The 12,993-nt window shown below is 67.6% G+C and carries 13 protein-coding genes; 6 read left to right on the forward strand and 7 right to left on the reverse strand.

The window, feature by feature from the left end:
* The first annotated feature begins 31 nt into the window (after window positions 1-31).
* The 5 genes from MHX64_RS10310 (at window position 32) to MHX64_RS10330 (ending at window position 4,616) form a co-directional block, all read left to right on the forward strand.
* Entirely contained in the window at window positions 32-1,201 is a 1,170-nt protein-coding gene (locus tag MHX64_RS10310) for an MFS transporter (protein WP_202032078.1), read from the forward strand.
* 22 nt (window positions 1,202-1,223) lie between these two features.
* Complete coding sequence (locus MHX64_RS10315; RefSeq protein WP_239357259.1) at window positions 1,224-1,859, forward strand: hypothetical protein; 636 nt, start codon at window positions 1,224-1,226, stop codon at window positions 1,857-1,859.
* 116 nt (window positions 1,860-1,975) lie between these two features.
* Window positions 1,976-2,875, forward strand: a complete 900-nt coding sequence (locus tag MHX64_RS10320; RefSeq protein WP_239357257.1) for an ABC transporter substrate-binding protein — start codon at window positions 1,976-1,978, stop codon at window positions 2,873-2,875.
* A 2-nt stretch (window positions 2,876-2,877) separates the two neighbouring features.
* Window positions 2,878-3,843 carry an amino acid ABC transporter permease gene (locus tag MHX64_RS10325; RefSeq protein ID WP_239357255.1) on the forward strand — a complete coding sequence of 322 codons (966 nt, stop codon included), beginning with the start codon at window positions 2,878-2,880 and terminating at the stop codon, window positions 3,841-3,843.
* Entirely contained in the window at window positions 3,843-4,616 is a 774-nt protein-coding gene (locus tag MHX64_RS10330; RefSeq protein ID WP_304504352.1) for an amino acid ABC transporter ATP-binding protein, read from the forward strand. The genes MHX64_RS10325 and MHX64_RS10330 overlap by 1 nt, the downstream gene beginning before the upstream one ends.
* Before the next feature lie 90 nt (window positions 4,617-4,706).
* On the opposite strand, the gene MHX64_RS10335 is transcribed toward MHX64_RS10330, so the two are convergent.
* Genes MHX64_RS10335 through MHX64_RS10365 form a run of 7 tightly spaced genes read right to left on the reverse strand, consistent with a single transcriptional unit; the run spans window position 4,707 to window position 11,781 of the window.
* Complete coding sequence (locus MHX64_RS10335) at window positions 4,707-5,444, reverse strand: sulfite exporter TauE/SafE family protein (RefSeq protein ID WP_239357254.1); 738 nt, start codon at window positions 5,442-5,444, stop codon at window positions 4,707-4,709.
* Window positions 5,444-5,920, reverse strand: coding sequence for a pantetheine-phosphate adenylyltransferase (gene coaD / locus MHX64_RS10340; protein ID WP_181888330.1), 477 nt, complete (start codon window positions 5,918-5,920; stop codon window positions 5,444-5,446). The genes MHX64_RS10335 and coaD overlap by 1 nt, the downstream gene beginning before the upstream one ends.
* Window positions 5,921-6,499, reverse strand: a complete 579-nt coding sequence (locus MHX64_RS10345; protein WP_239357253.1) for an RsmD family RNA methyltransferase — start codon at window positions 6,497-6,499, stop codon at window positions 5,921-5,923.
* 18 nt (window positions 6,500-6,517) lie between these two features.
* The gene (locus MHX64_RS10350; protein WP_239357252.1) at window positions 6,518-8,620 is read right to left on the reverse strand and encodes an ATP-dependent DNA helicase RecG; all 2,103 of its coding nucleotides are present in this window, start codon (window positions 8,618-8,620) and stop codon (window positions 6,518-6,520) included.
* Window positions 8,621-10,153 (reverse strand): DAK2 domain-containing protein, encoded by a 1,533-nt coding sequence (locus MHX64_RS10355; protein ID WP_239357251.1) that lies wholly within the window; start codon window positions 10,151-10,153, stop codon window positions 8,621-8,623.
* 24 nt (window positions 10,154-10,177) lie between these two features.
* Window positions 10,178-10,819, reverse strand: coding sequence for a uracil-DNA glycosylase (locus MHX64_RS10360; protein WP_239357250.1), 642 nt, complete (start codon window positions 10,817-10,819; stop codon window positions 10,178-10,180).
* On the reverse strand, window positions 10,819-11,781 hold the full coding sequence (locus MHX64_RS10365; protein WP_239357249.1) for a thiamine-phosphate kinase: 963 nt from the start codon (window positions 11,779-11,781) through the stop codon (window positions 10,819-10,821). The genes MHX64_RS10360 and MHX64_RS10365 overlap by 1 nt, the downstream gene beginning before the upstream one ends.
* A gap of 34 nt (window positions 11,782-11,815) precedes the next feature.
* Here MHX64_RS10365 and MHX64_RS10370 point away from each other — a divergent pair, with 34 nt between their 5' ends.
* Entirely contained in the window at window positions 11,816-12,784 is a 969-nt protein-coding gene (locus MHX64_RS10370) for a DUF3515 domain-containing protein (protein WP_239357247.1), read from the forward strand.
* The last annotated feature ends 209 nt before the right edge of the window (window positions 12,785-12,993 follow it).

The raw sequence follows: 12,993 nt of genomic DNA on the forward strand, positions 1-12,993 counted from the left end.
GCCGCACGAAAGATCCGCATCCCATTCCATTTTGAAACAGCCCGTAGCGGTATGGGCCCTTGCCTTCGCCTGCGCCGTCTCGTTCATGGGCATCGGGCTGGTGGATCCCATCCTGCCTGCGATCAGCCGCGAACTGGATGCCTCCCCAACGCAAACGATGCTGCTGTTTACCAGCTACCTCCTGATCACCGCGCTGGCGATGTTCTTCAGTGCGTTTATCTCATCGCGTATCGGTGTCAAGACCACACTCCTGATTGGCCTAGCGCTGATCGTCGTGTTCGCGGCGCTCTCTGGCGCCGCAGGCTCCGTCGACGCAATCATCGGCTTCCGCGCCGGCTGGGGTCTAGGAAATGCACTGTTTATCTCTACGGCGCTGGCGGCCATCGTCGGCGCGGCGGCCGGGCACGCGGGCCAGGCAGTGATCCTGTATGAGGCCGCGATCGGCGTCGGTATGGCCATCGGCCCCCTCGCCGGCGGCGTGCTGGGTGAGATCAGCTGGCGTGCACCTTTCTACGGCACTGCAGTGCTCATGGCGGCCGGCTTTATCGCGATTGCGACGCTGCTGGCCAAGGCGCAGCGCAAGCCAGAGCCCGTCGCGCTGACGGCGGGGCTCGCAGCAGCCAAGGACCCAGCCCTGCTCACTCTCGGTTTGGTGGCGTTTTTCTACAACTTCGGGTTTTTCACCCTGCTCGCCTACTCGCCCTACCCCATTGAGGAAGCTGCCGCGCTGAGCGGGCGCAACTTCGGCGCGACTGAGCTGGGCTACGTCTTCTTCGGCTGGGGCCTGGCGCTGGCCGTCTCTTCGGTATTCATCGCGCCTCGCCTGACCCGCGCCTTCGGCCTGATTCCGGTGGTGGTGACCGTACTCCTCGGTTTCAGTGCAGTTCTCGCCGGCCTCGGCTTTGGCGCTCACCGGTTGGGCGTCGTAGTGGTCCTGGTCATTCTCGCGGGTTTCTTCAGTGGCGTTTTCAACACCGTGCTCACTGAAGCCGTCATGGAGGCGACGGAGATGCCGCGCAACGTGGCGTCGTCGAGCTATTCGGGGATGCGCTTCCTCGGCGGCGCTGTGGCGCCAGCTGTATCCGGCCCGCTGGCCGCGTCGCTGGGCGCTGGCGTGCCGTACTGGTTCGGCGCCGCTTCACTCGTGGTCTCGCTGGTGATCCTCTTCGCAGGTCGAAAGACTCTGCATCGCATTCTCTAACGGATTGGTTAAGATACGCCTCATGCGCAAGTCTCTCATCGCCGGCGTCACCGCCGGAGCACTCGTCCTTGCAGGCCTGAACGCACCGTCCGCCACCTCGCAGACCAAGCCGGAAGGCACCGGCATCACCGCAGAAGATGCCGAGGTTCTCCGCAACACCGCGGACGCGTTTGAAAAACTTTCGGCTGAGGGCACCTCATCCAGCAGCGAGGAAGGCTCTTCCAGCAAGACCGACAATAAGAAGAAGGGCCCGCGGAAGCCGGGCGACCCGTCGCCGGACCTGGAGTGGCTGGACCAGGACCCCGAGAACGATCCGCTCTACATCGACCCGGAGAAGAACCCGCTCAAAGAGGTCTCCTCTTCCGACATGTTCTTGGAGTGGACCGACGACATGGAAGAGGGCGAAGGCAAAGAATTCGTCCAGGCGTGGGCGCGCAACTCCTCCGTCCCGGACACCGCTAACCCGGTCGAGCTGTGGAAGCAGGAGGCCCAGGGCTCCGCGATGATGTCCTCCGGTTTCTTCACCGGTGATTTCGCGCAGTCCTCCGCAGGTTCCAGCCAGGCCACCTCGGTGCTGATCCCCGTGTTCTTGGGGATGCTGGTGATCGGCTCGCTGATTGAGCTGGTTATGCGCGGTATTCGCATGGCGCAGCAGTAGCCAAAAACATTTGCTTATCGACGGCCCCAGGGGTGACCTTGGGGCCGTCGATACGCATTTGCACCCCGGTGTAATATACGATGGATTGTAATTATTCATCATGTATTGGAGCCGGTATGCAACACACCACCTCCCTGCGCGTCGCCGCGTGTCTGAGCGCGACGATGCTGCTCGCGGGTTGCGTGACCAATGAGGAGGGCGGCACCCCCGACGGCTGGGAACCGATTGTCCCGGACGCTGTGCCTGAGATTGCGGCGATGGTGCCGCCCGAAGTCGCGGCGGACGGTGTGCTCAACGTGGGCACGAACCCGCCATTCGCCCCCTTCCAGTTCAAAGACTCGCAAGGCGAGCTCATCGGCGTGGAACTCGACCTCGCCCGCGCCGCAGCAGCGGTCATGGGCATGGATTTCCAAGCCGACGACATGGATTTCGCCATGATCTTGCCCGCCGTGTCCGCGGGCAGCCTTGACGTTGGCGCGTCCGGTTTCACGGACAACGAGGAACGCCGCCAGTCCTTCGACTTTGTCAACTTTCTCTACGCCGGCGTGCAGTGGGCCGTCCAGCCTGGCGCTGACGTGGACCCGGACAACGCCTGCGGGCTGACGGTGTCGGTGCAGCGCACCACCGTCTCCGACACCGACGACGTGCGCCCGAAGTCGGAGGCCTGCGAGGCCGCCGGTAAGGACCCAATCACGGTGCTGGCTTTCGACACCGCCGACAACGCCGCACTCGCCGCGTTGGTGGGCCGCGCGGACGCGTACAGTGCTGACTCCCCCGTCACCGCCTGGGCCGTGGAGCGCTCCGATGGCGTGCTGGAGATGGTCGGCGAGATGTTCGACGCAGCCCCCTACGGCTTCGCGGTGCCGAAGGGCTCGCCGCTGGCCGACGCGATGGCGGCGGCGATGCAGCACCTCATCGCCACCGGCGACTACGCGCGAATCCTCGAGCAATGGAACATCGACACCGGCCTCTTGGACCAGGCCCTGATTAACGAACAACCTCTGGGAGGACAGTGAGCATGAGCACCCCCTATTCCAAGTACGCGGCGAGCCAGAAAGAGCGCACCCGCCCCGAGCGCATCCAGGCCAAGCCGCTGCGCCACCCGGGCCGCTGGGCGCTGGCCGCCCTACTCGTGGTCCTGGTGGTCTGGTTCGTCATCGGCGCCGCGCGTAACGACGCCTACGGCTGGGACACCTACTTCACCTACCTCCTGGACACCCGCATCGCCACCGCGGCGCTGCACACCATCACGATTACGGTGCTGGCCATGCTCATCGGCGTGATCGGCGGCGTGCTGCTCGCCGTGATGCGCATGAGCCCGAACCCGGTGTTCAAGACCGTCGGCTGGATCTTCCTCTGGATCTTCCGCGGCACCCCGGTCTACGTCCAGCTGATGTTCTGGGGCCTGATTGGCGCGATCTACGAAACGATCAACCTCGGCTTCACCGAGATCCCGCTGGACCCGTTCACCTCCTCTGCCTTCGCGCTGGCCGTGGTGGGCCTGGGCCTGAACGAGGCCGCCTACATGGCCGAGATCGTCCGCTCCGGCATCTCCGCCGTTCCGGAGGGCCAGGTGGAGGCCTCCAAGGCGCTGGGCATGAGCTGGGGCCAGACCATGCGCCGCACGGTGCTGCCACAGGCCATGCGCATCATCATCCCGCCCACCGGCAACGAGTTCATCTCGCTGCTCAAGACCTCCTCGCTCGTGGTGGCCATCCCCTACTCGCTGGAGCTCTACGGCCGCTCCATGGACATCGCCGCCGCGCTGTTCGAACCGGTGCCGATGCTCTTGGTCGCCGCCACCTGGTACCTGGTGATCACCTCGCTGCTCATGGTGGCGCAGCACTACCTGGAGCGCTACTTCGACCGGGGTGCCACCCGCCAGCTCACCGCCCGCCAGCTGGCCAGCCTGGCTGATGCCGAGGGCACCATCCCCAACAACGTTGAAATCGTGGAAGAACCGCAGAAGAAGGGGCAGCGCTAATGACCGTCAAGCAAAAACCAATGATCCAGGCCGTGGACGTGTGGAAATCCTTCGGCAACCTCGACGTGCTCAAGGGCATCGACATGGAGGTCTACCCCGGTGAGGTCGCCTGCCTGATCGGCCCGTCCGGCTCCGGCAAGTCCACTCTGCTGCGCTGCGTGAACCACCTGGAGAAGGTAAACGCCGGCCGCCTCTACGTCGACGGCGAGCTGATCGGCTACCACGATCGCGACGGCGTGCTTCACGAGATGAGCGAGAAGGACGCCGCCAAACAGCGCCGCGACATCGGCATGGTGTTCCAGAACTTCAACCTCTTCGGCCACCGCACGGTGCTGGACAACATCATCGAGGCCCCCGTGCACGTCAAGGGCCAGCCGGTGGACCAAGCCAAGGCCCGCGCGATGGAGCTGCTGGAGATGGTCGGCCTGGGCACCAAGGCCGACGCCTACCCCATCCAGCTCTCCGGCGGCCAGCAGCAGCGCGTGGCCATCGCGCGCGCGGTGGCCATGGATCCGAAGCTCATGCTTTTCGACGAACCCACGTCCGCCCTCGACCCCGAACTCGTCGGCGAAGTGCTGCGCGTGATGCGCGAGCTGGCGGAGCAGGGCATGACCATGCTGGTGGTGACCCACGAGCTGGCGTTCGCCCGCGAGGTGGCCGACAAGGTCGCGTTCATGGACGGCGGCCAGATCATCGAGTACGGCACCCCGGAGCAGGTGCTGGACAACCCGCAGCACGAGCGCACCAAGGCGTTCGTGTCCACCCTGTTCTAGGCGCGCATTTTTGTACGAATCGACATTTTGCCCATTTGGTCGGAAACTGACCTGGGCAAACGCAAATCAGCTGTCGATTCGTACAAAAACTTAGGTCAAAAGCCCGCGCACGAGGGCCGTCACCCCGCCGGCGAAAGCTAAACCCAGCGCTATTTTGTGCGCGGTTGTAGACGGCACCCGGGGCGCCAGGCGCTTGCCCGCCGTGATCCCGATTGCCAGGGCTGCCAGGGTGGCGACCCACAGCGCGGGCTCGATGCCGGTGACGTCGGCGGCACCTGCGAACACCTTCACCGTGAAGGACAGCGTGCCGGCAACCAAAAAGATCGGCTGCAGCGTGGCGGCGTAGACCCGCTGCGGCCAACGGGCAGCTTCCGCGTACACCGTGATCGCAGGCCCTGCCACCCCGGCCAGGGTGTTCATGAACCCGCCGATCGCACCTGACAGCGCCGCCGGCACCACCCCTTCCACCCGCGGCACGTACCGCTTGCCCAGCGTCACCACGGACAACGCCAGCAGCAACAGCGCCCCGACCAGCACGAGCAGCACGTTGGTCGGCGCGTTCGCCACCACCCAAGTCCCCGGGACCACGCCGAAGACGAGCGCGAGTGCGATCGGGGCGAACTTCTTCCAGTCCACGTCCGCGCGCATGCCCCAGGTGTTCGTCGCCGCGTTGATGACGGCGAGGAGGTTGACCAGCAGGATGCCGTCGACAGGCCCGAGCAACAGCGACAGCACCGGTGCGGCGATAAGCCCCACTCCCATGCCGGAGATGCGCTGCAGGCACGCGCCTACCGCGACGGCGGCGCCGACGCCCAAAGCGACGAGCATTAGCGGTACTTCTCCGCCATCGCCTCGCGCACAGAATCCGGCACCAGGCCGGTGACGTCGCCGCCGTACTTGGCCACTTCCTTGGTCAGCGAAGACGAGATGTAGCCGTACTTCTCGTCCGTGAGCAGGAAGTAGGTGTCCACGCCGGTCAGGCGGCGGTTCATCTGAGCCATGGGCAGCTCGTACTCGTAGTCCAACGAAGAACGCAAGCCCTTAACCAGGGCGGTGATGTGGTGGGCGGAGGTGTAGTCCACAAGCAGCCCGCCCCAGCTGTCCACGCGGACGTTGGGCAGGTGCGCGATGACCTCGCGGATCAGCTCGACGCGCTCGTCGATGGAAAACAGCCCCGAGGTCTTCGTCGGGTTGCCGGTGACCAGCACCACCACCTCATCAAAGTGGCGCGAGGCCCGGGTGACGATGTCCAGATGGCCGTTCGTGATCGGGTCGAACGAGCCTGGGCACACTGCGGTAGTCATTTATTCCTCCACCTCTGCTTCCGAGTACACGGCCATGTCCATGCGCGCGATGCCGTACAGGCGCTTCTTCAGCTTCTGGCCGGTCGGGGTGAACTCCTTCGGCCAGGCCGTTTCGGGGCTTTCGCGGTGGCGCTCGACGACGACCACGGCGCCGTTGTGAAGCGTTGGCTTCAGCGCCTCCACCATCTCCGCGACGGCCTCATCCGCGAGCTCGTACGGCGGGTCCGCGAGCACGATGTCGAAGTGGTTGCGCGGCGCGCGGGCGAGGTAGGTCGACGCTTTCACCGGCTCGATGGTCACGTTGGGATGGCCGACCACACCGGCGTTGTACTCGATGACGCGCACGGCCTCCGGGTTGTTTTCCACCAGTACCACCTCGGCGGCGCCGCGGGAGGCTGCCTCCAGCCCCAGGGCGCCGGAGCCGGCGAACAGGTCGAGCACGTTCATGTCCACGAAGCCGAAGCGGACCTGGAGGGAGGAAAACAGGCCCTCGCGCGCTCGGTCCGAGGTGGGACGTGTGCCCTCTGGCGGCACCTTGATCTTGCGGCCGCGGGCCTCGCCGGAAATGATGCGGTTCATGGCCACAACTCTAACGCCCTAGCTCTTGTCCAAGTACTCGAAGTCTTCCGGAATGAAATCCGCGGTGGCGGCTCGGGCGAACTCGAGGTTGTCCGCCACCAGGCGGGCGGCGTCATCGTAGGCGCGGCGCACCAGCTCGAAGTCCTCCACAAGGTTCAGCAGCTTCAGCGTGCGGTGCATGCCGGACTGCTGGGTGCCCAGCACGTCGCCTTCGCGGCGGTTGAGCAGGTCCAGCTCCGCCAGCGCGAAGCCGTCCGTGGTGGACGCGACCTGGCTCACGCGCTCAAACGACGGGGTACCTTCCTCCGCCTGTGTGTGGAACAGGCACAGCGACTGGTTGCCGCCGCGGCCCACGCGGCCGCGCAGCTGGTGCAGCTGGGAGACGCCGAAGTGCTCGGATTCGCGGACCATCATCACCGTCGCGTTGGGCACGTCCACGCCGACCTCGATCACCGTGGTGGCCACCAGCACGTCCACCCCGCCGGCGGCGAAGTCCGCCATGACGGTGTCCTTCTCCTCGCCCTTCATCCGGCCGTGCAAAAACGCCACGTTGAGCCCCTCGAACTCGGTGGACGCGAGCTCGGCGAAGACCTCGAGCACGCCACCCTCGCTGTCGATGCGCGGGCACACCACGTACGCCTGGTGGCCGGCGGCGACTTCCTCGCGGATCTTCTCCCAGGCGCGCGCCACCCAGCGGGGCTTGAACTGCGGCACCACCGCGGACTGGATCGGCTGTCGCCCGCCGGGCAGCTCGCGCAGCGTCGACACGGCCAGATCGCCGAAGACGGTCATGGCGATGGTGCGCGGGATCGGCGTCGCCGTCATCACCAAAAGGTGCGGGGTTTCATCCCCCGCCTTGGCCCGCAGCGCGTCGCGCTGCTCCACGCCGAAGCGGTGCTGCTCGTCCACCACCACAAGCCCGAGGCGGAAAAACTCCACGCCGTCCTGGATCAGCGCGTGGGTGCCCACCACGATGTCGGCCTCGCCGGTGACGATCTTCAGCAGCGCGTCCTGCTTCTGCGCGGCCGTCATGGACCCGGTCAGCGCCACCACGCGCGTGGGCAGGCCCGCGTTCATCAGCACCTTCGTCATGGATCGGGCGTGCTGCAGCACCAGCACTTCGGTGGGCGCGAGGAAGGCGCACTGCGCGCCGTTGTCCACGGCCTGGAGCATGGCGATCAGCGCCACGATGGTCTTGCCGGAGCCGACCTCGCCCTGCAGCAGCCGGCTCATGGGCACGGTGCGCGCCATGTCGCGGGTGATCTCCGCGACCACCTCGTCCTGTCCGGAGGTCAGCGGGAACGGCAAGCGCTGCACCAGCAGGTCCTCATCGCGGCCCACGACCCGCGGCAGCGCTTCGGCGCTGCGGGCCTCCGCGTCGGCGCGCCGCACGCCCATGGCCAGGGCAACGGACAGCGCCTCGTCGTACTTCAGCCGCTCCAGCGCACGGGCGGGTCCCGGCGGGCCCGGCTCGTGGATCTGGTGGACAGCCGAGTTCAGGGGCAAGAATCCTATTGGGGTGAAGCCGAGAGGCTCGTCGATAGGCGGAAGTTCTTTGAGCACCGCATGGACTGCGCCCATGATGGTCCAGGTGCTGACGTTTTTCACCGCCGGGTAGATGGGCAGCCACTCACGCCCGCTCATGATTTGCTCGATGTCGCCGAAGTGGCCGAGCTGCCGCAGCGCGCCGGTGGCCTGCGTGGGCCCGTCCAGAAGCACGAAGTCCGGGTGCGACAGCTGCGGCTGGTTGCGGAACACGTCGTACTTGCCGGTCAGCATCACCCGACGGCCCTCTTTGAGTACGCGCTGGGCGTAGTGGGAGCCGAAGAAGGTGGCCAGAAACATCTGGCGGCCGTCGTCCACATACACCTTGTAGATGGGCCGCTTCGGCTGCTTCTTGGACGTGAACTGCTCGGTGCCGACGACGGTGCCGATGACGTTGAGCGTGTCGCCCGGTTTCACCCCGGCGAGGTCGGCGCCGGTGCCGTAGTGCAGGTAGCGCCGCGGGTAGTAGCGCAGCAGCTCGCCGCAGGTGTGGATGTCGAGGTGCTTGCCTATCGCCTTGGCCTGTTTCAGCGGAATGACCAGGTTGAGCGGGCGCGTGTCCTCGAAACCCAGCATCTACTCCACCCCAATCTCCGCGCAGGCTTGCAGTCCGTCCGCAGGATAGACCATCACGTCGACACCCAGTTTGCCCGCGAGCTCCTCCAACGCGTCCGCGCGCAACTCGTTCGGGTCGAACAGGATGCTCACCTGCTCCCCGCCGTGCTCGAGCAGGCGGCGGCAGGCGCGCTCCACGGCCTCCATCGGCTCGTCGGCAATGAGCATGTGCTCGCCGCGGGAGGTAACCACCACGTCGCCCCTCGCAACGGCCCCGCCCAAGGTCAGCCCGCCCTTCTCGGCGCGGAAAGCCAGCGCCGTGCGCATCTCGCCGGCGGCCTCGGACATGGCGAAGGCGGCGGTGGCCAACGGCTGCGCCGGGTCGTGCACGGACAGCGCAGCGATGCCGGAAACCAGCCGCACCGTGGGCAGGATGGTGATGGACTGCTCCACCGCGCGCGCCGCGTTTTCCACCGCCGCAAGCTCGCTGTTGCTCAGCTGCCCGTTCGGCAGCACGATCACTTCGTTGCTGCCGGAGCGTGTGATCGCATCCAGCATGTCCGCCGCCACGTTCGGCCCCGGCACCACGGTCACCGCTCCGGAGGCGGCGTACAGGCTGGTCACGGACCCGGGCGGGGTGACAGCGATGATCAGGCGCTCCGGCGCGCCGGCCGCCACCGCGCTCGTGAGCACCTCCAAGCGCAGATCTGTCACCTCACCTGCTGAAAAAGAGGTCTCAATGACCTTGCCGGCGTCGCGGGAGTGGATGTGCACCGTGGCCTCGGCGTCGTTCAGCGGCGCGACGATCAGGCTGTCGCCCAGCCCCGCCAGCTGTCCTTCTAGCGCCTCAAGGTCCCCGCGGAAGCTAAACATCACTTCCAATTCGCCCTGGGTGCCGTGGGTTTCGGGCGTTTGCCTACCGACGTCCTCCGGCTCCCCCTCGCCTTCCCCTTCAACCGTCAGCGTGCCCAGCACCGCCACCAGGCCCGCCCCGCCGGCGTCAACCACGCCGGCCTCGCGCAGCGCCGGTAGCTGGGTCTGGGTCAGCCGCAGCGCATCTTGGGCGGCGGCGGTGGCGGCGGATGCGACGTCGACAAGCGGGAGGTGCGCGTTCGGGCGCGCGGCGTCGGCGGCGGCGCGCAGCACCGTGATGATGGTGCCCTCGACCGGCTCCGCGATGGCGCGGTCCACGAACCCGACCGCGTTGGTGAGCGCGACGGCGAGCATCTCCCCTTCCGTCGCCCCGTTGTTTGCGGCCTGGGCGAGGCCGCGCAGGATCTGCGAGAGCACGACCCCGGAGTTGCCGCGTGCGCCGCGCACCGCGCCGACGGCCAGCGCCTCAGCGACCTCGGTCAATCCCGCGCCGTCCTCCAGCTCCGCGGCGGCCTGGACTGCCGCGGCCATCGTGTGCGCCATGTTGGAGCCGGTGTCACCATCCGGAACTGGGAACACATTGAGCTCGTTGATCTCCGCGCGCTTGCGCTCCAGCTCGCTTAAGGCGCGGTGGGCCCATGCGAGCAGGCGTGCGCCGTTAGAAAGCGGAGATGCAGACATGCTGAGAGAGTTTACAGGTTCTGCTTAGAGTGCCCAGTTGACCGGCTGGGCACCCATCTTCTCCAGCGCCTGATTCGCCCGGGAGAAAGGGCGGGAGCCGAAGAACCCGCGGGAGGCGGACAGCGGCGAGGGGTGCGGCGACTCGATGCGCGGGGTGCCGCCCAAGAACCTCGCGGCCGTCTGCGCGTCGCGGCCCCACAGGATGGCCACCAGCGGGGTGCCGCGGGCCACCAGCGCCTCAACCGCCGCCTGGGTCACGGCCTCCCAGCCCTTGCCGCGGTGCGACGCCGGCGCGCCCGGGCGCACGGTGAGCACCCTGTTCAGCAGCAAGATCCCCTGCTTCGACCAGGAGCTCAAGTCCCCGTCCTTGCGCGGCGGGACGCCCAAGTCGTCTTGCAGCTCCTTGTAGATGTTCACCAGCGAGCGTGGTGCTGCCACCCCGGGCTGAGTGGAAAACGCCAGGCCCATCGGGTGCCCCGGTGTCGGGTACGGGTCCTGCCCAAGGATGAGCACGCGCACGTCCTCGAACGGGTCCGCAAACGCCCGCAGAATGTCGTTGCCTCGCGGCAGGTACTCGCCCTCGGCGCGCAGGAAGTCGCCCATCGCGTGGATCTGGTCCTCCACCGGCGCCAGCGGCGCTTGCCAAGATTCGTGCACGGGCAACATCAGAAGCTCTCCCATCCTTTTTCGGTGGCGGGCGCGGAGCCGTCGATACGCACGCCTTGCTTCCTGGATACCGCACCGATGGAGCGGAAGCCCACCGGCGCGGAGCCTTCGATGGTGCCGATGAGCGTGTGGTCCTCACCGCCGCCGAGCACCCACTCCCACGGGTCCACGCCGAGCAGCTCGCCCGCCTGCACCAGCAGCCGGTCGGGGGCGATCGCGTTGGACGCCAGGTCGATGCCCACGCCGGACGCCTCCGCGAGCTGGGTGAGGTCCCGGATCAGCCCGTCCGAGTTGTCCGTCATGGCACACGCACCCGCCGCGCGCGCCACCACGCCGCGGCCCGGGGTCAGCTCCGGCACCTGGTGCGCGGCGACCAGTGGCTCGAGCTGTTCGGGCACGTCCACACCCGCCTGCAGCAGCGACAGACCCGCCGCGGAGTAGCCGAGGCGCCCATGCGCGATCACGCGCTGGCCCGGTCGCGCCCCGTCCAGCGTCAGCGGCGGGCGGTTGCCGCCGAGCGCCCCCATCGCCGTGACTGAAACGACCAGGTAGTCGCCGCCGGTGACGTCGCCGCCGACGAGCTCGCAGGCGTAGTCCGACGCCATCTCGCCCACCCCGCGTGCCAGCTCCTCCAGCACCTTCGCCGGGGTATCCGGGTGCGCGGAGACTGCCATCAGCGCCGCGATCGGGCGCGCCCCCATCGCCTCGATGTCCGCGAAGTTCTGCAGCGCCGCTTTGCGCCCCAGCAGGTAGGGCGTGGTGGTCTGCGTGGTGAAGTGGCGGTCCTGCACCAGCATGTCGGTGCTGGCCACCACGCGGGAGTTCGGCGCCGCTTGGGTGAGCACCGCGGCGTCGTCGCCGTTGAGCGGGGACGGCGCCTGGGCGCGGATGAGCGCGATGACTTCGCGCTCGCCGAGCTCGCCCAGTGTCGGCCCGCCAGTGGGAAAGCCTGTCTCGATCACGTCTGCGCGCACCCTTTCACTAGACTCAGCCGCCATGGGTTCCACGGCGCATGATGCTCAATTTAACCGCACCACCATCTACGTCAGTCTTGGGCTGGCGGTGGCGCTGGTGCTCGGCGTGCTCGTCGGCGCGCGCGTGTTCTTCAACCGCGTGGCGTTGCAGCCAGTGGCGATGACGCAGCTGCCCGCGCCCGAGGCCGCTTCCGCGGAGTGCACATCGCTTATCGACGCCCTCCCGTCCACCCTCGCCGACCTCAAACGCGCCGAACTGGCCGAGCCCGCCCCCGAAGGCGCCGCCGCGTGGCAGGCCTCCTCCACCGAGCGCATCACCCTGCGCTGCGGCGTGGACGCGCCGGCGCAGTACACCCCGTACTCGCAGCCCGAGGACATCGACGGCACGCACTGGCTGCGCGTCAACGACGCCACCCCGGGCTCCTCTCTGGCCACCTGGTTCACGGTGGACCGCTCCCCCGTCCTCGCCGTCACGGCCGATGTGGAGCAGCTCCGTGGTGATGCCGCCCCCGTTGCCGGCATCGACACTTCCGCGTTGACCGGCCCGGCCCCCGAGCAGCACCCCGCGCCGCTCGCCGACCTCGCTTCTGGTGGCGCTGGCGCCGGTGACGCTGACGGCGCTGCTGGCGGTGCTGGCGCTGCTGGCTGCGACAGCCTGCTCGCCGCGGCCCCCGACTCCATCGCGGAGGGCTACACCCGCGTCGACGCCGTGAGCGAGCAGACCGTGGCCTGGTCCGCCGAAGGCCAGGACGCGATCGTGCTGCGCTGTGGCGTCGCCGACCCGGAGAACTACGGCCCGGGCGCGCGCTTGGACCAGGTCAACGGCGTGCCGTGGTTCGAGGACGTGAAGCTGGCCAACGGCACCACCGCCTCCACCTGGTACGCGATGGGCCGCGACGTCCAGGTGGCGGCGTCGCTGCCGCAGGCGGAGAGCAACGAGGCGATCACGAACCTGACCAACCTCATCGCCGAGCACACCGGCCAGGCCTAGCCCGGCCCATCCCGCCGGTCGCCCCTCTGCGCCCGCCCCGCCCCCATTTCCGCGGATCCAGCTAGTTGCACCTCGATTTTCGCCCCCCGGGAGCGCGGACAAAAAGTTGGAGTGTTGGGGGCTGGAAGGTATTCCGATGCCCGCAGGGTTTCCATCTGATATCCGCGATGGTGCGGTTGAGAGGTTTTTGGCTGGGTCGTCTGCCCGTG

It is taken from the genome of Corynebacterium sp. ACRPZ, assembly GCF_022346205.1.
GTDB classification, from domain to species: Bacteria; Actinomycetota; Actinomycetes; order Mycobacteriales; family Mycobacteriaceae; genus Corynebacterium; species Corynebacterium lehmanniae.